Here is a 20,924-nt window from a genome sequence, read left to right as displayed (position 1 = left end):
GAGAATGCCCCGATGACCACCCGTACCGAAACCGACAGCTTTGGCCCGCTCGAAGTTCCCTCCGACAAATACTGGGGCGCCCAGACCCAACGCTCGATCATGAATTTCCCGATCGGCTGGGAACGTCAGCCGGTGCCGATCATCCGCGCTCTGGGCGTGGTGAAAAAAGCCTGTGCGATGGAAAACATGGCGCAGGGCAAGCTGGCGAAAGAGCTGGGCGACGCCATCGTTGCCGCCGCCTCCGAGGTGATCGAGGGCAAGTTCGACGACAACTTCCCGCTCGTGGTCTGGCAGACCGGCTCCGGCACCCAGTCCAACATGAACGCCAACGAGGTGATCTCCAACCGCGCGATCGAAATGCTCGGCGGCACCATGGGCTCGAAAGACCCGGTGCACCCGAACGATCACTGCAACATGGGGCAAAGCTCGAACGACACCTTCCCGACCGCCATGCATGTCGGCATCGCCATGCAGGCGCGCGACGTGCTCCTGCCGGGTTTGGAGAAACTCGCCGCCAAGCTCGAGGAAAAATCCGAGGCCTTCAAGGACATCATCAAGATCGGCCGCACCCACACCCAGGACGCGACGCCGCTCACGCTCGGCCAGGAATTCTCCGGCTATGCGCATCAGGTGCGCATGGGCATCAAACGTGTGAACGACTGCCTGCCGGCGATCTACGAGCTGGCCCAGGGCGGCACGGCCGTGGGCACCGGTCTCAACACCAAGACCGGCTGGGCCGAAGCTGTCGCCGCGAATATGGCCGAGATCACCGGCCTGCCGTTTGTCACCGCCCCGAACAAATTCGAAGCTCTGGCCGGCCATGATGCCATGGTGATGTTCTCCGGCGCCTTGAAGACCGTGGCCGCCTCGCTGTTCAAGATCGCCAACGACATCCGCCTTCTGGGTTCGGGGCCGCGCTGTGGTCTGGGTGAGCTGATCCTGCCGGAAAACGAACCGGGCAGCTCGATCATGCCGGGCAAGGTCAACCCGACCCAGGCCGAAGCGCTGACCATGGTCTGTGCCCATGTCATGGGCAATGATGCCGCTGTCGGTTTCGCCGGCTCGCAAGGCCATTTCGAATTGAACGTCTACAACCCGATGATGTCCTACAACGTGCTGCAGTCGATGCAGCTCCTGGGGAACAGCGCCTCGGCCTTCACCGACAACATGGTGGCGGGCATTCAGGCCAATGAGCCGCGCATCGAGAAACTTCTGCATGAATCTCTCATGCTGGTGACCGCGCTGGCGCCGACCATCGGCTATGACAACGCCACCAAAGTGGCGAAGACCGCGCATAAGAACGGCACCACGCTGAAGGAAGAGGCGATCAAACTGGGCTTTGTCGACGAAGCCACCTTTGACGCCGTGGTACGCCCGGAGCAGATGATCGGCCCGAAAGACTGATCCCAGCCCCGATCGAGAGCCATCAAGGCATCGGGTAAGCTCTGGCCCTTCGATGGGTCTCCTGTGCGCCTGTGCGCCGAGACGGATCAAGACATCAGTTCGAAAGGCGGCCTTCGGGTCGCCTTTTGCGTGTAAAAATTCATATTTTCGATTGTCAGGCCGGGACCATATCAAAGTCCGCCGCGAAAAATCCGGTTAATATTCTGTTATTGGCATTTCAAACAAGGGAGGGGAAAATGTCACACTTTACGGCACTGACACGAAAGAACGTTTTCACGACCCTGTCGGTTCTCGCATTGGTGGCTGGTCTGGCCGGCAGTGCGGTGGTCCATTTCGACATGGGGCTGATCTCACCCGCATACGCCGCATCCGGCGCCGATGGTCATAACGGTGACGGCGGCAATGGTGGAAATGGTAACGGAGGCAATGGCAGCGGCGGCAGTGGCCATAATGGCTCGACCGGTGGCCAAAGCGGCGGCGGTCAGGGCTCGCCCGATGACGACAGCGAAGGCCAAGGCCCGCGTGCCGGCGGCGGCAATGCCCGCGCAGGCGCCGGTGGTCCTGTCTGGTCGAACGAAGGCATTCCGGAGGTCGAACTCGGTCGGCTCAATGTCGCCCGCTCGCCCGATCACGTGCTCGAACGTGCACTTGCGGAAAGCCTGAACGAGCTCTCCGACGCGGCCGTCGATTTCTACAACCTGAGCGTGGATGAAATGGTCGAAGAGCTGTCGCTCCATTTCGACGATCTCAGCTATATCGACAGCCCGTTGCAGAACCTTGCCCTGCTCGACGCCTATCTCGAAGGTGAAACGCCTCTGGCAGACGCCGGCGTGACCAATGATCTGGACACGTTGCTGGCCGTCTTCCTTGGCACCGCCTCCGACAAGACCGTGGAAATCACCGACGAGACCGTCACCGCCGTGACGACGATCCTCGGTGATCCAATCACCGGTCATGACGCCGATCTTCTGGCCGAGGCCGCGGAATCGATCCGCATTGCCATTCTGGCAGGCCACGGCTGATCGCAAGATCCGGGAAACCTGTAAAGCAACAAAGGCGCCCGCAAGGGCGCCTTTCCTTTGGTGGCGGCTTTGCCCACCTCTCCTTCCCTTGGATCTACGTCCAAAAGGCGATTTTCCTACGCCGGACAGCCGACACATTAAAGTGACGCGAGAACGGCGACAGAAGCCCCTCGGGACTTGCGTATGAGAGGTTCCACAACAACAGGAGACCCCAATGAAATCTCATCTCGCAGCCCCGATCTTCTTCGCCCTCTCCCTTGGCACCGCCGTCCCCGCCGTGGCTCAGGGGCGCCCCAACGTGGACGCCATCGCCGCCGATCTCGGCATCACCTCGCAAGAACTGACCCAATGTTTCCGTGACAACCGCCCGCCGCGCAGCGAGCTGCGCGCCGCGAAAGACCGATTCAAGGCCGGAGAGACTGCAGCCCCTGACGGCGCGCGCCCGGAAATGGTCGCCTGCGTTCAAAGCCACAATCCGGAGATCACCACGGAGCGCTACGAAGAGGTTCTGCGCGCCCATGCGCCCGAACGTTCCTGAGCGCTCCTGAACACTCAATCCCCCAAAAACATGATCGAAGGGGCGGCACAGTTCGCCCTTTCTCTTCTCTCCCCCCCCGTGAGGAGCAGCAATCTCTCGATTGAAAATCCGCAACGCCGCTATTTCCACGCTCTCTGCCGCGGTCTATGCTTGGCCCATGAGCAACGTCACCAACCTGAACCAGTTCCGCAAACAAAAGGCCCGGGCCGAGAAACGCACCCGCGGCGATGAGAATGCGGTGAGCTTCGGTCGCACGAAGGCGCAGAAGCTTCTGGAAGAGGCGCAGAGAGCCAAGGCGAAGGCCGAACTCGACGCGCATAAGAAAGATGACGCTGAAAAAGGCGACGCGGAGTGAGCGCGCGCCCGGTCAAACGCTCGCTTACCCTGCACGGGCATCGCACCTCGGTTTCCTTGGAAGAACCGTTCTGGCGCGCCTTTCGCGAGATCGCCCGCGCGCGCGACATTCCGATCAATGTTCTGGCCGCCGAGATCGATGAACTCAGGGGCGTCGACAGCGGGCTGGCCTCTGCGATCCGGGTCTATGTACTCGACTATACCCAGAAACAGCTGGCTCAGAGAAACGCCCAGCTGGGTGACTGAGACACCAACGCCAGACGCAGCGATTTTTTCACCGCCCCCTGCCCCAGACGTCCGTCGATGACGGCCTGCGGATCGCGCGCGGCCTGACGCAGAAGCGGCAGTTGCATCATAGCGTCGATCATCGGCGCGCGGGCCAGTTTCGAGCATTTCGAAAGCTGCTGCGCGCCCCAGCGACCCTGTTCATAAGCGTCTTTCGCCAGGGCTGCCACCGCCTCCGGCCGGCCATCGACCAGCGGAATGCGCCCGGCGTCCTGAAGCGCGGGAATAGCCGCGAGGTAACGCCCGAGCGCGCCGGCAAAACCCAGACGATTCAGCGCCTTGGTCGCGCTCTCGGGCGCCCCCAGAAGACGTGCCGCCACATGCATCGGGATGGCATAGGACGCGTGGAGATAGCGATGCAGCGCCGCTTCGTCCTCGTGCGGGTCGCGGTAGATGTCCCATTGCCGGGCGGTGACCGCCTGATCCAGCGCCTCGGCCGATGCCGCATCGAGCACCGCGGCCAGAGGCGCCGCCACCTCATGCGCGCGCGGCGCCTTGCCATCCAGTTTCTCCTGCAGCACATCGCGCCAGAATTGCAGCCGCATTTCGGCGATCATGCTCTCTTGCGTCACCCAGGGCGCTTTCGCCACCTCGAGACAAAAGGCATGGATCGGGAACAGCACCTCGCGGGCTTTCAACGGCGCCGCCATGGTGGCGCGAAACCGCGCCTCATCGCCCTTTTGAACCAGCTCGGCACAGGCTTGAATGCTCATCTTGTCTGTCGACACGGCTCAAAAATCTCCTTCGGCGACCTGAATGCAGAACAGCCCCTGCGCGCGCCACATGGCGACCACCTGATCACGGTCGTCGAAAATCAGATCCGGTTCATAGCCCTCTGCCCGCGCCTGCGCCAGCAGATCTGCTTTCACCAGATCGTCGCGGCGGTAGTCGCCATCGGGCCGCATGAACATCGCATCATAGGGCACTTCATGCGACTTGAGCCACGCCCGCGTCACCTTGCGGCTCGCGGCATCGCGCCCGGTCATCAGGACGATCTGCCAACCAGCTCGGCGCAGGGATTGCACGGCAGAGATCACCTCCGGCACGGGATGATCGAGATGCAGCTTCGACTTGAAACTCTTCCAATCCTTCGGCGTGCGCTCGAGATAGGTACGCCGGTGCGCGATATCCGCCAGCGTACCGTCAATGTCGCAATAGAGCACCCCCGTGTCCGGCAGATGTATGTCGACGGGCCCCAGATGCACATCGACCAGTCGAAGCACATCCTCGGCGTGCGTTGCGTCCACCGAGGGCGCACGGAAGAAATTGCGATCCGACATGGGCCTGTCTCACTCCGCTCCCAGCGCCTGCGCGCCGTCGCGCATCAGCTTCCACAGCACCGCATCCAGCAGCGCCTCGAAAGACGCGTCTATAATGTTCGACGACACGCCAACGGTGGACCAGCGACGGCCCTGACTGTCCTCGTGATCGATGATGACGCGGGTATGCGCCTCGGTGCCGCCATTGGTGATCCGGACTTTAAAATCAACGAGTTCCATGTCGCCGATCAGGTCCTGATAGGGGCCGAGATCCTTGACCAGCGCTTTCGAGAGCGCGTTCACCGGCCCGCCGTCATTGCCGTCGGCCATGATGCCCTCGGACACCGAGAGATGCCGTTCGCCACCGATATTCACCACGATGGTGACCTCGGAGAGATGGATCACCTTGCCCTTGGCGTCGCGGCGGCGTTCCACCGTGGCGCGATAGCGTTCGACCTCGAAAAACTGCGGCATCAGCCCCAGCTCGCGGCGCGCTTCCAGTTCGAACGAGGCCTGCGCCGTGTCGTAGCTATAGCCTTCGGTCTCGCGTTGCTTGATCCGGTCGAGGATACGACCGAGATCCTGTTTTTCGGAGACTTCCAAGCCCATATCGGCCAGACGTTTGCGCAGGTTCGATTGCCCGGCCTGATTGGACATCGGCACGATCCGGGCATTGCCCACCGTCTCGGGCGGCACATGTTCGTAGGTCGAGGGATCTTTCAAAATCGCCGAGGCATGCAGCCCTGCCTTATGCGCGAAAGCCGAAGCCCCGACATAGGGCGCGGAGCGCAGCGGCACCCGGTTGAGGATGTCGTCCAACATGCGCGACACCTTGACCATATCGGCCAAAGCCGCGTCGGTGACCCCGGTGTCGAGCGTCGATTTGTAGGGTTCTTTCAGCAGGAAAGTCGGGATGAGCGTGGTGAGATTGGCATTGCCGCAGCGTTCACCGAGCCCGTTCAACGTGCCCTGCACCTGCCGCGCCCCGGCGTTTACCGCCGCCAGACTGTTGGCCACGGCATTGCCGGTGTCGTCATGGGTGTGAATGCCGATGTTTTCGCCGGGAATCCCCGCTTCGATCACCTTCAGCGTGATCTGATAGACCTCGCCCGGCAGCGCGCCGCCATTGGTGTCGCACAGCACGATCCAGCGCGCGCCCGCCTCATAGGCCGCCTTGCAACAGGCAATCGCGTAATCGGGATTGGCCTTGTAGCCGTCAAAGAAATGCTCGGCATCGAACAGCGCTTCGCGGCCCTGCGCCCCCAGATGCGCCACGGATTTGGCGATATTCTCGAGATTCTCCTCGAGCGTGATGCCAAGCGCCGTGGTGACGTGAAAATCATGGGTCTTGCCAACGAGACAGACGGAGTCTGTGCCTGCATTCAACACGCCCGCCAGCACCTCGTCATTCTCCGCCGAGCGCCCCGACCGTTTGGTCATGCCGAAAGCGGTAAAACGCGCTTTGGTCTTTGGCGCCTCGGCGAAAAACGCGCTGTCGGTCGGGTTCGCCCCGGGCCAGCCGCCCTCGATGTAATCGACGCCCAGATGATCGAGCGCTTCGGCGATCTGGTGCTTTTCCTCAGTGGAGAATTGCACCCCCTGGGTTTGCTGGCCGTCGCGGAGCGTGGTGTCGTAGAGGTAGAGGCGCTCGGTCATTTTGATCCCTCCGCGCCCCGGACCTGATCCGGGGCCTCCTTGTTCGGGCCGGCGAGGCCCCGGGTCAGGCCCGGGGCGGGTTTGCGAAAACGAACGCTCACAATAGCCCCTCCAACTTAGCCGCATCAAAATTCGGACCCGGCTCCAACTCGACCCCGGTTTTCGACATGCGCACCTCGACACCTGCGTCCAAGAGCGCGGCTTTCATCGCGTCAACGGCGGAGAAGTCTTTGGTTTCCATGGCCGATTGGCGCAGGGCTTGGAGACGAACTGTCAGCTCGCGAATCTTGCCATTTTCTGTGACAAGCGTGTCCCCGAAACTTCTTGATCCGGAACTTTGCCGCTCCTCGTCATCCGACGCATATGCATGGAAGGAACGGAACTTTCTTACGATTTCATCCGTATCGAAGCCCAACAGTCTCAATGCGCCAACGAGGTCCCTTTCTCGTTCTTCCTTGAGGTACTTTACAACCAAAGTAAGCGCTAAAGAGGTATTTAAATCATTGCTCAGAGCGTCCACAAATTCGTCCGGCGCCGGAACATCCCCGCACGTCAACACCATCGGTTTTGTAAGAGGATCTCTCCCAAGGAACGCAGCAATTTTTACCAGCGTCTTCTTCGCCTGCTCCGCCTTCTCCGCCGTCCAGTCCATCGGCTTGCGGTAATGCGTCGAGAGGAACACAAATCGGATCACTTCCCCCGGCACCGGCGGCATGCCATCGTGACCGTCGAGCAAATCGCGCACGGTGAAGAAATTGCCCAGAGACTTGGACATTTTCTTGCCCTCGACCTGCAACATCTCATTGTGCAGCCAGACATTGGCAAACCCTGCGCCCTCATGGGCGCAGCAGCTCTGGGCGATCTCGTTTTCATGATGCGGGAACATCAAATCGTTGCCGCCGCCGTGGATGTCGAAGGTTTCGCCCAGAAGCTCATAGGACATGGCGGAGCATTCGATATGCCAGCCCGGACGCCCACGGCCCCAGGGGCTGTCCCACCCCGGCAAATCGTCGGAGGACGGCTTCCACAACACGAAATCCATCGGATTGCGCTTATACGGCGCGACTTCCACCCGGGCGCCGGCGATCATGTCGTCGATGGACCGCCCGGAGAGAGCGCCATACTCCTTGTAGCTCTCGACCGCGAACAAGACATGCCCCTCGGCCTCATAGGCGTGGCCATTGGCGATCAGCCCCTCGATCATCTTGATCATCGCCGGAATATAGGCGGTCGCCCGCGGCATCTCGCTTGGGTCCATCGCCCCCACGGCGCGCATATCGTCGAGATACCACCCGGTGGTCTCATCGGTGATGTCCTTGATCGACCGCCCGGTCTCCTTGGCCTTGGCGTTGATCTTGTCATCCACATCCGTGAAGTTGCGCACATAGGTGACGTGATCCGCGCCATAGACATGGCGCAACAGCCGATAGAGCACGTCGAAGACGATCACCGGCCGGGCATTGCCGATATGGGCCCGGTCGTAGACCGTCGGACCACAGACATACATCCGCACATTCTCGGGATCGATGGGGGTAAAGACCTCCTTGCGGCGGGTCTTCGAATTGGTGAGCTTGATTGTGGTCATAGCTAGTCCCTTCGGGCGTTCCCCGGCGGGCTTAGCAGCTTCCATTTCAGGTGAAAAGAGACCAGACCCGCGCGACGATGTCAGCGGATAATGCAGCAGCAGGTAATGATGGCGGCACAGGTGGTCATGGCCCCCTTATAGGCCGGGTTTTCACCCTTGCAAAGCCCCCAATCGCCGGTCAGTTTGAGCCCATGACCAAGACTTCTTTCCGCGACCTCCACAAACCCGGCGATCCATTTGTTCTGGCCAACGCATGGGATGCAGGTTCCGCCCGCGTGCTGGCGGGACTGGGTGCCCAGGCGATTGCCACCTCCTCGGCGGCGCAGGCCTTTACCCTCGGGCGCCCCGATGGCGGCACGCTCAGCCGTGACGAGGCGTTGAGCCACGCCCAGGACCTCGTCGCCGCCGTTTCCCTGCCGGTCTCCGGCGATTTCGAGAACGGCTTTTCCAACGACCCCGATGAAGTGGCTCAAACCGTCAAACTGGCCTTTGAGGCCGGGCTTTCAGGCATTTCCATCGAGGACACGGCCTTTCCCGACATGGGCGCACGTGACTTCGATCTCGCGGTCGAGTGTGTGAAAGCCGCCGCCAGTGCCGCCCGCGCCCTGCCCGGGGATTTCGTGCTGGTGGCGCGGGCCGACGGGGTGATGAACGGGGATTATGATCTCGACGAGGCGCTCAACCGCATCCGCGCCTTTGACAAAGCCGGGGCGGATTGTCTCTACGTGCCCTGTCCGGGCAGCGTCGAAGATCTGAAACGCGTCGTGCAGGCCACGAAAAAGCCCGTCAACGCCCTGCCGGTCGGGCCGCTGCAAACGCTCACCCGCAGCGATTTCGCCGCACTGGGCGTGGCGCGGATCTCGCTTGGCTCACTCCTGGCACGCTCGGTCCAAGAGCGCCTGATCGCCAATGCCGGGGACATCCTTGGCAAGGGTCTGTTTTCCACCTGCACCCCCGCCGGCTCCGATCTGGTCGATGGGCTGCTCGACAAAGGGGCCGCCAAATGAGCCACGATCCGATCCACGATGTGCCCCAAGGCATTGACCAGCTTCTCGAGATCATGCGCCGGCTGCGCGACCCGGAGGGCGGCTGCCCCTGGGACATCGAACAGGATTTCGCGACGATCTCGCCCTATACGATCGAAGAGGCCTATGAGGTCGACGACGCCATCGCCCGCGGCGATATGGAAGATCTCAAAAGCGAGCTCGGGGATTTGCTGTTCCAATCCGTGTTTCAGGCGCAGATCGCTTCGGACAAGGGCTTGTTCGACTTTCACGACGTCGCGCAAACCATTGCCTCGAAAATGATTTCGCGACACCCGCATGTCTTTGGCGATGAAAGCAATCAGAAGTCTCCCGAACAGCAAACCAAAGACTGGGAGGTCGAAAAGGCCAAGGAACGCGCCCGGCGCGGCGAGCATCGGGTGCTCGACGGTGTCGCCATGGGCCTGCCGGCACTCATGCGGGCGCAGAAGCTGCAGAAACGTGCCGCGCGCGTGGGATTCGACTGGCCGGATGCCTCGCATGTGCTGGACAAGATCAACGAGGAGAGCCACGAGCTGGTCGAGGCGCGCGAGACGCTCACACAAGAGGAGGTGTTCGAGGAATTCGGCGACCTGCTGTTTGTCGTCGTCAATCTCGGGCGTCATCTCGGCGTCGACGCGGAAGAGGCCCTGCGCGCCTGCAATAGCAAATTCACCCGTCGTTTCAACGCGGTGGAAGATGCGCTCAAGGCACAAGGGAAAGCCCCGTCCGACAGCGATCTGGCCGAGATGGACGCGCTCTGGGACGCTGCCAAGGCCCGCGACAAACAAGGCGAGCTTTGAGCCGCCGCGACCCGGCTCACGGAAAATTTCAGCCGGCAGCAGCGCAGGCCTATTGACCTGATTATTTTTGTCAGATTTAAGGGCGCTCTAGAAATCTGACAAAAATAGTCAGCAGACACAGTCAACAGACTTGGAGATCGACATGCGTCTCACCCATGCCCTGCCCCTGATCCTCGCCGCCACGCCGGCGCTGGCCGATGTGAATATCTATTCCTACCGCCAGCCGGAGCTGATCGCGCCCCTGACCGAGGCCTTTACCAAGGAAACCGGCATTCAGGTCAACACCGCCTATCTCGTCGAGGGCCTGACCGAGCGGCTCAAGGCCGAGGGCGATCGTTCGCCGGCCGATGTGATCCTCACCGTTGATATTGCCCGGCTGAAAGAGGCGGTCGACGCCGAGGTGACCCAGCCGCTGATGACCGACACGCTCCAGGCCAATATCCCGGCCGAATTCCACGACCCCGACGGGCTGTGGTGGGGCATGACCAGCCGTGCGCGCATCGTCTATGCCTCCAAGGACCGGGTCGCCCCGGGCGAGGTCACCACTTACGAAGATCTCGCCGACCCGAAATGGAAAGGCCGGATCTGTACCCGCTCCGGCATGCATACCTATATGATCGGCCTGACCTCGGCCTATCTGGCACACCATGGCCCGGAAGAGACCAAGGCCTGGCTCGAAGGGCTCAAGGCCAACTTGGCGCGGCGCCCGCAGGGCAACGACCGGGCACAGGTGAAAGCGATCTGGGCCGGGGAATGCGATATCTCGCTCGGCAATACCTATTACATGGGCGAAATGCTCGCCGATGACGAACAGCGCGAATGGGCGAATTCCGTGCGCCTCGATTTCCCGGTGTTCGACGTCGAGGGCGGCGGCACCCATGTCAACATCTCCGGCGTGGCTCTGACCAAATCCGCCAAGAACAAGGAAGACGCCATTCGTTTCATCGAATTCCTGTCGTCGCAGGCGGCGCAGGAAATCTACGCCGAGGCCAATTCCGAATATCCGCTGGCGCCGGGCACCGAAGCCTCGGACCTAGTGAAAAGCTGGGGCGATCTGAAGGCGGACAACCTGCCGCTCAGCGATCTCGCCGCCAACCGCGCCGAGGCCCTGCGCCTCACCGAAGAAGTGGATTATGATGGCTAAGCAGCGGATGGAAACGCTCCCCCGGAGCGTTCCTGTTGCGAACGCCCCCGCAGATCGGCGGGGGCGCCAAATTTCCCGCCCCGAGATTTCCCGGTCCCGAAACTTCCCGGTTCCACCGGCGCCTCACGTCTCATGACGATCGGCCCCTAGCCCCTAATAGAGCCGCCCGGCCTCATCCGCGCTATGGTCTTCCTGGACCTCGTCGAGGGTCTGCTCCCGGTCGACGGTGGCAATCACCCAGTCGGCCAGGGTTGGCGCCGAGCGGCGCTCCGGCCAATGATCCGGCTGCCAGAGGCGCGATCGGATCATCGATTTCGAACAATGCATGAAGGCCTCTTCGACATCGACAATCAGGGCCAGCAAAGGCTCTTTCCCGTTCACCGCAAGCCTTTTGCTGATCGCACGATCCCGCACGATGCGGGCCTTGCCCGCGACGCGCAGGGTATCGCCATGCCCGGGGACGATGAAAAGCAGCGCAATCTCCGGATCTTCGAGCAGGTTCATGAACCCGTCGACCCGGTGATTTCCGAGCCGGTCCGGGATGATCAGCGTCTTGTCGTCATAGACTTCGACAAAGCCTCGCGGATCTCCCTTGGGCGACACATCGATGAGCCCCTGGGACGCTTTTGTCGCGATGACCACGAAGGGGCACTCCGCAATGAACTTCCGCGCCACATCGTTCAACCGGTCGCTCACCTTGAGAAAGGTATTCACGAACCCCTCGGTCGGAAGCAGCTCTCGCAAGCGCTCTGAAGATTGAATGACTTCCTCGACGTCGATCATGGCATCCCCCGGACTTTCAAACAGTGTAACCGAATGGCGGTCTCTCCCAAAGAGATCATTCAGGCAGGCTTTCAGCCTCAGACTTCACGTCCCGCATGCCCGTTTCCTCGAGGGTTCTCGGGCGGGATTTCCCCTTCTGGAAAAATTTACCAGATATTCAATTCCATTCGATTGACAGAGCAGGGGAAACACCACATATGGGCCGAAACCACGGCCTCCTGCGCCCCTGAGGCATCCGGCGGCCGACTGTCATGAAAATATGCCCTCAATGTAAGGCGGCTTTAACTTTTTGGGTGCTCTGTACAGACGCTTTCCGAGCCCCATCCGAATTGTGAACCGATGCCCTCCAACGCCTCTCATCCCCCGCGCCACGCCCCCTGCCCGACGGATCTCACGATCCGCCCGGCCAGCCTTGGCGACATTTCGGCCCTGCTGCCGCTGATCGACGCGCTGGTACCGCAGATCCGGGATCGCCTGCAGCTCGACACCGCCACGCTGATCGACATCATCGCCGCGCCCAACCCCTGGGCCCATGTGCTGGTTGCCGAATGCGGCGGGCATCTGATCGGCTATACCGCGCTGGTCGGCGGGCTGCAGCTTCGGGCCGAAGATCGTTCGATGGAGCTGCATCATATCTATGTCGATCCCGCCTATCGCAAGCACGGGATCGGTCGCCGCCTGATGCGTGCCGCCCGGGCCACGGCAGAACAGCTCGGCTGCGGCCAGCTCACCGTCGGCATCGCCCATAAGAGCGAAAGTGCCAAGGCGGCCTATCGCGCCTTTGGCTTTGAGCGTCACGCCCCGCGCGCACCACGCTATGTCATGGATCTCGCCGAGGCCTCCTGAGAGACTCGCCCGCCGCGCGGCGACCCCCTTGACACGCCCTGCCCGATGGCGCAGTTTCGCCACATGACACATGCAGCTTCCACGACTGTCTTTTATTGGACCGAGTTCACATAGAGCGCGGCCGGACAGATATGGAAATTTGAACAGCCGCCGCAGGGCGGCTTTTTCATGTTTCAAACCGTCCTGTGGCCCGAGAACGCGCCAGAGAACAGGACAGAAAATGACCCTACAGACAGAGATTACCAAAGACCGCGACACCGTCGACCGCCGCACCGTCAGCCCGGCCATTTCGCCGCGCATCCGCCCGGCCCGCTGGGGCGACAAGGATGCGCTTTTACAGATGATCCATGCCCTGGCACATCATCACGGCGACGAGCCGGAACTGACCATGGCGGCGCTGATCGATTTGATGGGGGCCGGCCTGCCCTGGTTGCGCCTTCTGGTCGCCGAAGACAGCAGCGGCGAGAGCGAAGGGCTTCTGGGCTATGCCGGGCTGGTCGGCGGCGTACAGTTGCAGCACGGGCGCAAGAACATGGATCTGCATCACCTGTTCATCCGTCAGGACATGCGCGGACGTGGTGTCGGGCGCGCCCTGATCGACGCCGCCCGACAAGAGGCTGTGGCGCTCGATTGCCACCGCCTGACCGTTTCGACGCAGACGCATAACACGCGGGCGCAAGAGACCTATCTCGCCTGTGGCTTTGAGCCGCGCGACATCACCGGCGCGCATTTCGCCATGCAACTGCGGTGAGCCGAATGAAAAACGCCCCTGATGCAGATCAGGGGCGTGAAACCGGCGTACTCAGGCATGCGATCTCGGGCATGCGATCCGGATCAGAGCGGGATCACCCCCACGCGCTGCCCCTTGACCGCCAGACCGATCTCACCCTTGCACAGGCGCAGTGCATCGTCGCCAAAGACCTCGGCCCGCCAGCCCTTGAACATGGCGAGATCGCGCTTGCCGGCGGCGATCATGTCGAGCTCGGCCGCCGAAGCGATCATCTTGGCGGCGACGTTGAACTCGTCGGATTTGGCCTTCAAAAGCACCCGCAGCATATCCGCCAGCGCCGGGTTCACCTGCAGCTTGTCGCGCGACATGTCGAGTTTCGGCATCTGCTCCGGCGTGTAAGCGGCGGATTTTTCGATCGCCTGCAGGATGCCGTCGGCGATCTCGCCCTTGCGCGCCTCCCGCAGCAACAGCCGCGAACGTGACAGATCCTGCGGGGTTTTCGGCTTGGTCGAGGCCAGCTCCAGAAGCGCATCATCTTTGAACACCCGGTTGCGCGGGATATCGCGGCTCTGAGCGTAGAATTCCCGAAACGCCGCAAGCTCCTTGACCGAGGCGAGGAATTTGCCGGAGCTGGTGCGGGTCTTTACCCGCATCCAGGCCTCGTCCGGTTCCACCACATAGGTCGCAGGGGTCAGGAGGATCTCAAGCTCCTCGGCGACCCATTTCTCGCGCCCTTCGCGTTTGATCTCATCGCGGAGATATTCGTAGATCACCCGCAGATGGGTGACATCGGCCAGGGCGTATTTCTCCTGCGCCGGCGACAGCGGACGATGCGACCAGTCGGTAAAGCGCGAAGTCTTGTCGAGGCCTTCCTTGGCGATCTTGCGCACCAGCGTCTCATAGCCCACCTGTTCGCCGAAGCCACAGACCATGGCGGCGATCTGGGTGTCGAACAGCGGCTCGGGGATCACCCCGCCCTGAATATAGAAGATCTCCAGATCCTGACGCGCGGCGTGGAAGACCTTGACCACGCTCTGATCGCGGAACAGCTCGTAGAGCGGCGCCAGATCGATCCCCTTGGCCAGCGGGTCCAGCAGAACCGCATCTTCCTCGGCGTCGCCGGGCACGGCGAGCTGCACGAGGCAGAGCTTGGAATAATAGGTCCGTTCGCGAAGGAATTCGGTGTCGACCGTGACGTAGTCATGCGCCTTGGCGCGCTCGCAGAAGGCCTGAAGGCCCTCGGTGGTTTTGATGGTGATCATATAATTCTTTTTCTGCAGTGTGCGGGCTCATCCCGACGATCCTGATGTCTTACGGTTTTTCCGGGCAAAAGGAAAGATGCACGGTCGTGTCACCCATAATTTCACAAATATTGATGAAATCAAGAATATATATTCATTTTACTTATGCCTTCACCGCCCCCATCTTTGCCGCATCTCAAGACAGTCTCTGCGCCCGCGCGCAATGCCCATCACCGACCATCTCACAGGAGGGTCCCATGACCGAACTTGCCGATCCACGCCCCTATACCGGGCACTCGACCACAGGCGCGCCTCAGCCGAGCGACGGGCTCAAAACCCTCTGGCCGCTCTGGCTCGCCCTGATACTGATGCTGTTTCTTGCCCTGTTCGCCCGGCATATTCTGCCGGTCACGCCGAGCGCCCCGGCCTCGCAGGGGCTGGACTGGCAGGAGCTGGACTGGCAGGAGCTGGACTGGCATGGCAACAGCGCCGGTCCGATCCGCCATTCGGACTGATCCGGCCCCTTAGCTGCGCTCAGATTTCGAAAGACCCGCGCTCCCCCTGACAGAAGCGCTTGAGCACCTCCGGATACAGCAGATGCTCTTTCACCAGCACCCGCGCGGCGAGATCGTCGGGCGTGTCATTTGGCAAGACCGGCACCCGGGCCTGTCCCAGAATGGGCCCGCCATCGAGCTCGGCGGTGACTTCGTGGACGGAACAGCCGGCCTCGGCATCCCCCGCCTCGATGGCGCGCTGATGGGTGTGCAGCCCCTTGTATTTCGGCAGCAGCGAGGGGTGGATGTTGAGCATCTTGCCGGCGTAATGCGTGATGAATTTCGGCGTCAGGATGCGCATGAACCCGGCCATGGCGATGACATCGGGCTGATAGGGGTCGATCGCGGAAATCAGCGCCTCTTCAAAGGCTTCGCGATCGCCCTTGAAGTTGCGGTGATCGATCACCTCGGTCGGCACGCCCAGCTCGGCCGCCTTCAGGAGCCCGCCCGCGTCCGGCTTGTTCGACAGCACGAGACAGGGCCGGCCCGGATGGTCGCCCGCCTGATCCCCGGTCATGGATTTGACCAGCGACACCATGTTGGAGCCGCCGCCGGAAATCAGGATCGCGACCTTCTTCTGCTCACTCACTTGAGCACGCCCTCATAGGTGACACCGCCACCGGTGGTGACAGAGCCGAGACGGTAGACGCTCTCGCCCTCGCCTTCGAGCAGGCTCTTGAGCGTCTCGGCGTGATCCTTGTCACAGACCACCACCATGCCGATGCCGGCATTGAAGGTCTTCAACAGCTCGTGCTGGCTCAGCCCGGCCGTGTCCACCAGCCATTTGAACACCGGCGGCATCTCCCAAGAGGTGAGATCGATATCGGCCCCCATGCCGGCCGGCAGCACCCGCGGCAGGTTCTCGGTCAGACCGCCACCGGTGATATGCGCCAGCGCGTGCACACCGCCGGCGCGAATGGCCTTGAGCACCGGTTTGACGTAAAGCCGGGTCGGTTTCAGCAATTCCTGCCCCAGAGTCTCATCGGAGAACGGCGCAATGTCGGACCAGCGATAGCTCGACATCTCGACGATCTTGCGCACCAGCGAATAGCCGTTCGAGTGCACTCCGTTGGAGCCGAGGCCCAAAAGCACGTCGCCCTCGCGCACGCCCGTGGGCAGATCGGCGCCGCGCTCCATCGCGCCGACGGCAAAACCCGCCAGGTCGAAATCGCCATCTTCGTACATGCCCGGCATCTCGGCGGTCTCCCCCCCGATCAGCGCACAGCCCGAGAGCTCACAGCCCTTGGCGATGCCTTCGACCACGGCGCTCGCATTGTCGAGCTTGAGCTTGCCGGTGGCGAAATAGTCTAGAAAGAACAGCGGCTCTGCGCCCTGACACACCAGATCGTTGACGCACATGGCGACGAGATCGATGCCGACGGTCTCGACGTGATCGGTGTCGATGGCGATGCGCAGCTTGGTGCCGACGCCATCGGTGGCAGCCACCAGGATCGGGTCTTCATAGCCCGCGGCCTTCAGGTCGAACAGCGCGCCAAAGCCGCCGAGACCGGCCATCACACCCGGGCGCGCGGTCTTTTTCGCGGCCGGTTTGATCCGTTCGACCAATTCATTGCCCGCATCGATATCCACACCGGCATCGGCATAGGTGAGACCGTTCTTTCCCTGCGTCATGGCCAAAGCTCCCCGCAAAACTGACGTTGCCGCCCGTCTACAGGCTTTGTGCCGAGTTGAAAAGACCTCGCGGGCGGTCTGATCCACCTCTGCCCCGGCCCGGGACCGAGCGCCAACCGACAAGGCGCTTGACCCGGCTCTTGACCCAGCCCGCCTCGCAGCATAATCAAAGCGCCATCGGGGGCCTGTAGCTCAATTGGTTAGAGCAGAGCGCTCATAACGCTTTGGTTGCGGGTTCAAGTCCTGCCGGGCCTACCAAATCTCTGGTTTGAAACACCAAATCCCCGGCTGCGCCCGTGACGAACGTCCCCGGGGCCCCATCAGAGAGTGACGCCGACGCGCCCATGATCGAGAGTTTGAACACCGCGCTTCGCAACGAACACCTGTTTGTCTCCGCCACGCTCCGTGAGAATGGCGAAACCATCTATCTGATCTCGCCGGACGAGCCGGGGTTCTGGGCGCATGTGACAGCCAGTGCCGAGTTTGCTGACGGGGAACGTCATCCGCTCGACCGTTGGTCGGCCCGCGTCATCGATCCGCTGGCCAAGGCCCATGGCGGCCGCGCGCTCTACCCGTTCGGCGAACCGCGCACCTCCTTTGTGCCCCTGATCCTCGGCTCAGGCCAAGCCTTCAGCTCGCCGATCTTCTTCATGGTGCACGCGCGCATGGGGCTCATGGCCTCTTACCGTGGCGCCATTGCCGTCCCCGGAGATCATGCGCTCCTGCCCGAGGTCAGCTCGCCCTGCCTCGGTTGCGCAGCCCCCTGCCTTGCCGCCTGCCCGATCGGGGCGTTTTCCGAAGACGGCTATGACGTCAAAGCCTGCTACGCCTATCTCGATGGCGGTCAGGGCGACGGTTGCAGCTCCGGCGGCTGTCTCTCGAGACGGGCCTGTCCGGTGAATGCGGGCTATGACCGGCTGCCGGAACAATCCGCCTGGCATATGCGGCAAAGGCATATCCGCTGAAACCCGAACGCGGTCGGCGCGGGCGCGATCCCGGCGGCATTTTTTGCGAAAACGATATTCCTTAACCTCCCGGTGACGGACCGTTCCTAAATTGCCCTGAAACGCGACACTCTTCGGCACGCAAAACCCTTCGGCACAAGGACAGGCCTCACATGCACATCGAACAACAGATTCAACCCTGGTCTTCGGACCAGAAAACCCTCGGCCGCGAGGTGTTTGATTTCGTTGAACCGAGTTTGAAAGACACGTTGACGGAGGCCTATCGCGTCGTTGACCCGCACATGGGCCCTTTCCCCGATGAGATGATGGCGCGCGAGACCACCAAGCTGCGGCAGATTTGTCATGGCGATTACTCGGCCGAGTATTTCCGGATTCAGGGCCGGATCTCCGCCGACATTGCGGCCAAGACCAGCTATCCCGATTACCTTCTGGGCTACAGCTATTATGCCGCCGGCCTGCTCAATTCGCTCTATCGCGCCGCGCAGGATGAGCCGATCGAACATCGCGCCGAGATGGCACAGGTTCTGATGACCGCGATTTTCAACGACGTCGCCGTCTCGATGCATCATTTCTTTGCCCAGATGGAACAGGAGGCCGCCGCCGAGCGCGCCGAATTCGACCGTCAGCGCGAGGCTGCGATGGCCGAGGATAAGAAGGCCATGGATATGCTGAGCGTGGCGCTCGAGGCGCTGGCGCGCGGTGATCTGAGCTACCGGATCGGGCCGGACATGCCGGAGAAATCCGCCCAGACGCGGGATGATTTCAACCGCGCCACCGATGCCATGCGCGGGGCGATGGAGAGCCTGTCCGCCGCCGCCTCGGAGCTGCAGGCCGGCACCATGGCGATTTCCGGCGCGGCCGCCGATCTCTCGACCCGCACCGAGACCCAGGCCGGATCGCTCGAGACCACCGCCTCGGCGCTGACCGAGATCCGCTCCACCATGGACATCAGCGCCCAGAACGCCCGCGAGGCCACCGGCGCCGCCTCGGAAACCACGGCCCTGATGCATGAATCCGGCCAGATCATGAACGAGACCGAGGTCGCGATGCGCGAAATTTCCGAAGGGTTCAAATCGATCGCCCAATCGGTCTCCCTGATCGACGACATCGCCATGCAGACCAACCTTCTGGCCCTCAATGCCGCGGTGGAAGCGGCGCGCGCCGGCGACGCCGGACGCGGCTTTGCCGTCGTGGCCTCGGAGGTGCGCAGCCTGGCGCAGCGCGCGGGCACCACGGCCAAGAGCATTCGCGATCTGATCGAACAGGGCGAGGTGCGGGTGAGCAATGGAGAGGCGCTGGTCAACAAGACCAGCAAGGCGCTTCTGACCTCGCGCGAAAAGGTCGACCAGATCGACAGCCAATTGTCCGAGATCGCCCATGCGGCACAGGAACAGGCCATGGGGGTGACCCAGATTTCCGACACGCTGCACGAGATCGATCAATCCAACCAGCAGAACGCCGCCATGGCCGAGGAGGCCACCGCCGCCGCCGTCGATCTCAACACCAATGCCAAGATGCTGGCCTCCCTGGTCGCCGCTTTCAAACTCGAACCGCTGCCGCGCGAACAGGCGTCACGATCGCATTATCGCGCGCCTCTGGCCTCCTGAACCTGCAAAAGCCCGCACCGACGGCAAGGCGCCCGCAACAAATGGCGGAAAAACAGAGCGGCGCGGGGTCTCCCCCGTGCCCCTCGATGGCCCTCCGCTCAACAATGCCCCCTTCGGCGGCCCGCTCAACAGGCCGGGTCCTGCCTCAGCGCGCCAGAACCAGATCGGCCTTGAGCCCACCGAGCTCCGTGCTGGCCTCGAGCCGCAGCGTCCCACCGTGGCGGCGCGCCACATCGCGGGCGATCGCCAGCCCGAGCCCGACACCCGAACCGCGGTTCTGATTGCGGGCCGCATCGAGCCGGACAAAGGGCTGCAAAGCCCGCTCGCGATCCTCGGGCCCGATCCCCGGCCCGTCATCCTCGACCGAAATCACCGCTGCGCGTTCGAACAGGCGCAGACTCACCCGGGTCTGCGTCCCGTAGCGCCGGGCATTAGACAGGAGATTGTCGAGGGCGCGGGCCAGCGCATCCGGCCGCCCCATCAGCGTCACCGGCTGATCGGGCATCTCGCCGATCGCCACCGGACGCCCGGCCCGTTCGGACCGGTCCACCGCACCGTCGATCAGGGCTTGCAACGTGACCCTGCTCGGCTCCTCCGTCGCATCTGCGCGGGCAAAATCGAGGAAAGCATCGATCAGCCGTTCCATCTCGTCGAGATCGCGCTGCATGGCCTTGAGCTCATCCGCGTCCGCCTTGGGGACATCCAGCATCGACAGACCGAGCCGGATCCGGGTCAGCGGTGTGCGCAGGTCATGCGACACGCCCGAGAGCATCAGCGTGCGCTGTTCGATTTGGCGTTCGAGCCGCGCCCGCATATTGAGAAAGGCCGCGCCTGCGGAACGCACTTCGATCGCCCCCGCCGGACGATAAGGCCGGCTCTCACCACGTCCGAAAGCTTCGGCTGCCCGCGCCAGTTGCCGGATCGGGCGCAGCTGGTTGCGCAGAAAGACAAAGGCGATGAGCGTCATCACCAACCCGGTGAAAGCGGTCCAGACCATGAGCTGATGCGGGTTCGAGGCCGAGGCGCGCCGACGTGGAAAATCGATCACCAGCCGACCATTCCCGGTCAGGATCGAGGTGACGACCCGCCGCGGATCGCTGCCGACATCGATCCCCTCGACCCCGGGCACCGCCTTGTGCAGCTCATCGCCGATCACCCGGGCGGAAATGTCGTACCAGGGCCGCCGGTCTTGCACCTGCGCGCCCGCCCCGAGCGTCGAGACAAAACCAAGCTGATCGTCCAGAATCTCCAGAGCCCCCGGCAGATCCTCCGGCGGGATTTCCCCGACCGCGACGACATAGAGCCCGATCTCCGCCACCACACCGCTGCTGAGCTGGCGGGTGATGTCCTCGAAATAGCGTTGCGAAAAGGTGATCATCACGACAAGCTGGATCACCACCACGGGCACCAGCAGGATCAGGGCGCCGCGCCCGTAGATCCCGCGCGGCATATATTTTTTGAGCCAATCGAAAAACATGCGCTATTGGTAGCCCC

The 20,924-nt window shown here is 62.4% G+C and carries 22 protein-coding genes and 1 tRNA gene; 14 read left to right on the top strand and 9 right to left on the bottom strand.

Translation table 11 applies throughout. The annotated features are described in order from the left end of the window. Positions 1 to 12 precede the first annotated feature (12 nt). From fumC to BM151_RS03655, 5 genes are all read left to right on the top strand, one after another. Positions 13 to 1,404, top strand: coding sequence for a class II fumarate hydratase (gene fumC / locus BM151_RS03675; RefSeq protein WP_090057479.1), 1,392 nt, complete (start codon positions 13 to 15; stop codon positions 1,402 to 1,404). Between the two features lie 236 nt (positions 1,405 to 1,640). Continuing rightward, positions 1,641 to 2,426 carry a hypothetical protein gene (locus BM151_RS03670; RefSeq protein WP_143093028.1) on the top strand — a complete coding sequence of 262 codons (786 nt, stop codon included), beginning with the start codon at positions 1,641 to 1,643 and terminating at the stop codon, positions 2,424 to 2,426. A 214-nt stretch (positions 2,427 to 2,640) separates the two neighbouring features. Beyond that, entirely contained in the window at positions 2,641 to 2,964 is a 324-nt protein-coding gene (locus tag BM151_RS03665; protein ID WP_090057474.1) for a hypothetical protein, read from the top strand. Positions 2,965 to 3,121: 157 nt separating this feature from the next. After that, positions 3,122 to 3,319, top strand: a complete 198-nt coding sequence (locus BM151_RS03660; protein WP_090059171.1) for a DUF4169 family protein — start codon at positions 3,122 to 3,124, stop codon at positions 3,317 to 3,319. Continuing rightward, a complete protein-coding gene (locus BM151_RS03655) occupies positions 3,316 to 3,564 on the top strand; it encodes a ribbon-helix-helix domain-containing protein (protein WP_090057471.1) in 249 nt (82 codons plus the stop codon). Before BM151_RS03660 ends, BM151_RS03655 begins: the two co-directional genes overlap by 4 nt. Here BM151_RS03655 and BM151_RS03650 read toward each other — a convergent pair. The 4 genes from BM151_RS03650 to cysS all read right to left on the bottom strand — a co-directional run bounded on the left by BM151_RS03650 (position 3,537) and on the right by cysS (position 8,103). After that, complete coding sequence (locus BM151_RS03650; protein WP_245781085.1) at positions 3,537 to 4,331, bottom strand: squalene/phytoene synthase family protein; 795 nt, start codon at positions 4,329 to 4,331, stop codon at positions 3,537 to 3,539. The two genes, BM151_RS03655 and BM151_RS03650, sit on opposite strands and share 28 nt — an antisense overlap. A 3-nt stretch (positions 4,332 to 4,334) precedes the next feature. Further along, the gene (locus BM151_RS03645) at positions 4,335 to 4,883 is read right to left on the bottom strand and encodes a phosphatase domain-containing protein (RefSeq protein WP_090057465.1); all 549 of its coding nucleotides are present in this window, start codon (positions 4,881 to 4,883) and stop codon (positions 4,335 to 4,337) included. A 9-nt stretch (positions 4,884 to 4,892) separates the two neighbouring features. After that, positions 4,893 to 6,518 carry a citramalate synthase gene (cimA, locus tag BM151_RS03640; protein ID WP_090057462.1) on the bottom strand — a complete coding sequence of 542 codons (1,626 nt, stop codon included), beginning with the start codon at positions 6,516 to 6,518 and terminating at the stop codon, positions 4,893 to 4,895. A gap of 97 nt (positions 6,519 to 6,615) precedes the next feature. Next, positions 6,616 to 8,103 (bottom strand): cysteine--tRNA ligase, encoded by a 1,488-nt coding sequence (cysS, locus tag BM151_RS03635; protein WP_090057457.1) that lies wholly within the window; start codon positions 8,101 to 8,103, stop codon positions 6,616 to 6,618. A gap of 191 nt (positions 8,104 to 8,294) precedes the next feature. Here cysS and BM151_RS03630 point away from each other — a divergent pair, with 191 nt between their 5' ends. The 3 genes from BM151_RS03630 (at position 8,295) to BM151_RS03620 (ending at position 11,072) form a co-directional block, all read left to right on the top strand. Continuing rightward, complete coding sequence (locus tag BM151_RS03630; RefSeq protein WP_090057454.1) at positions 8,295 to 9,110, top strand: isocitrate lyase/PEP mutase family protein; 816 nt, start codon at positions 8,295 to 8,297, stop codon at positions 9,108 to 9,110. Further along, on the top strand, positions 9,107 to 9,928 hold the full coding sequence (gene mazG, locus BM151_RS03625; RefSeq protein ID WP_090057450.1) for a nucleoside triphosphate pyrophosphohydrolase: 822 nt from the start codon (positions 9,107 to 9,109) through the stop codon (positions 9,926 to 9,928). Before BM151_RS03630 ends, mazG begins: the two co-directional genes overlap by 4 nt. 142 nt (positions 9,929 to 10,070) lie before the next feature. Next, a complete protein-coding gene (locus BM151_RS03620) occupies positions 10,071 to 11,072 on the top strand; it encodes a Fe(3+) ABC transporter substrate-binding protein (protein WP_090059169.1) in 1,002 nt (333 codons plus the stop codon). Positions 11,073 to 11,225: 153 nt separating this feature from the next. Here BM151_RS03620 and BM151_RS03615 read toward each other — a convergent pair whose 3' ends face one another. Then, positions 11,226 to 11,855: an MSMEG_1061 family FMN-dependent PPOX-type flavoprotein gene (locus BM151_RS03615; protein WP_090057445.1), complete on the bottom strand. Its 630-nt coding sequence runs from the start codon at positions 11,853 to 11,855 to the stop codon at positions 11,226 to 11,228. A gap of 339 nt (positions 11,856 to 12,194) precedes the next feature. On the opposite strand from BM151_RS03615, the gene BM151_RS03610 reads away from it, so the two are divergent. Then, complete coding sequence (locus tag BM151_RS03610) at positions 12,195 to 12,701, top strand: GNAT family N-acetyltransferase (RefSeq protein ID WP_090057441.1); 507 nt, start codon at positions 12,195 to 12,197, stop codon at positions 12,699 to 12,701. Between the two features lie 220 nt (positions 12,702 to 12,921). Then, entirely contained in the window at positions 12,922 to 13,452 is a 531-nt protein-coding gene (locus BM151_RS03605) for a GNAT family N-acetyltransferase (protein ID WP_177213013.1), read from the top strand. Positions 13,453 to 13,535: 83 nt separating this feature from the next. Here BM151_RS03605 and rnd read toward each other — a convergent pair whose 3' ends face one another. Then, positions 13,536 to 14,693, bottom strand: a complete 1,158-nt coding sequence (gene rnd / locus BM151_RS03600; protein ID WP_090057432.1) for a ribonuclease D — start codon at positions 14,691 to 14,693, stop codon at positions 13,536 to 13,538. Positions 14,694 to 14,929: 236 nt separating this feature from the next. Between rnd and BM151_RS03595 the strand changes: the two genes are divergently transcribed. Beyond that, a complete protein-coding gene (locus BM151_RS03595) occupies positions 14,930 to 15,187 on the top strand; it encodes a hypothetical protein (RefSeq protein ID WP_090057427.1) in 258 nt (85 codons plus the stop codon). Between the two features lie 19 nt (positions 15,188 to 15,206). Here the strand turns inward: BM151_RS03595 and purN are convergent, their stop codons facing one another. Next, on the bottom strand, positions 15,207 to 15,815 hold the full coding sequence (purN, locus tag BM151_RS03590; protein ID WP_090057422.1) for a phosphoribosylglycinamide formyltransferase: 609 nt from the start codon (positions 15,813 to 15,815) through the stop codon (positions 15,207 to 15,209). Next, positions 15,812 to 16,858, bottom strand: a complete 1,047-nt coding sequence (purM, locus tag BM151_RS03585) for a phosphoribosylformylglycinamidine cyclo-ligase (protein ID WP_090057419.1) — start codon at positions 16,856 to 16,858, stop codon at positions 15,812 to 15,814. The genes purN and purM overlap by 4 nt, the downstream gene beginning before the upstream one ends. Before the next feature lie 181 nt (positions 16,859 to 17,039). Here purM and BM151_RS03580 point away from each other — a divergent pair. The 3 genes from BM151_RS03580 (at position 17,040) to BM151_RS03570 (ending at position 19,430) form a co-directional block, all read left to right on the top strand. Beyond that, positions 17,040 to 17,116 (top strand) — tRNA-Ile (locus BM151_RS03580). An 86-nt stretch (positions 17,117 to 17,202) separates the two neighbouring features. Continuing rightward, positions 17,203 to 17,823 carry a hypothetical protein gene (locus BM151_RS03575; RefSeq protein WP_090057415.1) on the top strand — a complete coding sequence of 207 codons (621 nt, stop codon included), beginning with the start codon at positions 17,203 to 17,205 and terminating at the stop codon, positions 17,821 to 17,823. A 152-nt stretch (positions 17,824 to 17,975) separates the two neighbouring features. Further along, positions 17,976 to 19,430 carry a methyl-accepting chemotaxis protein gene (locus BM151_RS03570; RefSeq protein WP_090057412.1) on the top strand — a complete coding sequence of 485 codons (1,455 nt, stop codon included), beginning with the start codon at positions 17,976 to 17,978 and terminating at the stop codon, positions 19,428 to 19,430. Positions 19,431 to 19,575: 145 nt separating this feature from the next. Here the strand turns inward: BM151_RS03570 and BM151_RS03565 are convergent, their stop codons facing one another. Next, positions 19,576 to 20,907 carry an ATP-binding protein gene (locus tag BM151_RS03565; protein ID WP_090057409.1) on the bottom strand — a complete coding sequence of 444 codons (1,332 nt, stop codon included), beginning with the start codon at positions 20,905 to 20,907 and terminating at the stop codon, positions 19,576 to 19,578. Positions 20,908 to 20,924: the final 17 nt, after the last annotated feature.

The sequence above is a fragment of the Celeribacter neptunius genome (assembly GCF_900113955.1).
In the GTDB taxonomy this organism is placed as follows: domain Bacteria; phylum Pseudomonadota; class Alphaproteobacteria; order Rhodobacterales; family Rhodobacteraceae; genus Celeribacter; species Celeribacter neptunius.
Note: the sequence above shows the minus strand (reverse complement) of the source record. Positions and strands in the feature narration are given on the sequence as shown.

Coding starts and splice junctions, on each gene's coding strand:
- BM151_RS03630 (WP_090057454.1), top strand. CDS start 8,295: ATGACCAAGACTTCTTTCCGCGACCTCCACAAACCCGGCGATCCATTT.
- BM151_RS03610 (WP_090057441.1), top strand. CDS start 12,195: ATGCCCTCCAACGCCTCTCATCCCCCGCGCCACGCCCCCTGCCCGACG.
- cimA (WP_090057462.1), bottom strand. CDS start 6,518: ATGACCGAGCGCCTCTACCTCTACGACACCACGCTCCGCGACGGCCAG.
- BM151_RS03620 (WP_090059169.1), top strand. CDS start 10,071: ATGCGTCTCACCCATGCCCTGCCCCTGATCCTCGCCGCCACGCCGGCG.
- cysS (WP_090057457.1), bottom strand. CDS start 8,103: ATGACCACAATCAAGCTCACCAATTCGAAGACCCGCCGCAAGGAGGTC.
- purM (WP_090057419.1), bottom strand. CDS start 16,858: ATGACGCAGGGAAAGAACGGTCTCACCTATGCCGATGCCGGTGTGGAT.
- BM151_RS03670 (WP_143093028.1), top strand. CDS start 1,641: ATGTCACACTTTACGGCACTGACACGAAAGAACGTTTTCACGACCCTG.
- BM151_RS03645 (WP_090057465.1), bottom strand. CDS start 4,883: ATGTCGGATCGCAATTTCTTCCGTGCGCCCTCGGTGGACGCAACGCAC.
- BM151_RS03570 (WP_090057412.1), top strand. CDS start 17,976: ATGCACATCGAACAACAGATTCAACCCTGGTCTTCGGACCAGAAAACC.
- BM151_RS03615 (WP_090057445.1), bottom strand. CDS start 11,855: ATGATCGACGTCGAGGAAGTCATTCAATCTTCAGAGCGCTTGCGAGAG.
- BM151_RS03565 (WP_090057409.1), bottom strand. CDS start 20,907: ATGTTTTTCGATTGGCTCAAAAAATATATGCCGCGCGGGATCTACGGG.
- BM151_RS03605 (WP_177213013.1), top strand. CDS start 12,922: ATGACCCTACAGACAGAGATTACCAAAGACCGCGACACCGTCGACCGC.
- BM151_RS03665 (WP_090057474.1), top strand. CDS start 2,641: ATGAAATCTCATCTCGCAGCCCCGATCTTCTTCGCCCTCTCCCTTGGC.
- BM151_RS03660 (WP_090059171.1), top strand. CDS start 3,122: ATGAGCAACGTCACCAACCTGAACCAGTTCCGCAAACAAAAGGCCCGG.
- fumC (WP_090057479.1), top strand. CDS start 13: ATGACCACCCGTACCGAAACCGACAGCTTTGGCCCGCTCGAAGTTCCC.
- BM151_RS03595 (WP_090057427.1), top strand. CDS start 14,930: ATGACCGAACTTGCCGATCCACGCCCCTATACCGGGCACTCGACCACA.
- mazG (WP_090057450.1), top strand. CDS start 9,107: ATGAGCCACGATCCGATCCACGATGTGCCCCAAGGCATTGACCAGCTT.
- BM151_RS03575 (WP_090057415.1), top strand. CDS start 17,203: ATGATCGAGAGTTTGAACACCGCGCTTCGCAACGAACACCTGTTTGTC.
- rnd (WP_090057432.1), bottom strand. CDS start 14,693: ATGATCACCATCAAAACCACCGAGGGCCTTCAGGCCTTCTGCGAGCGC.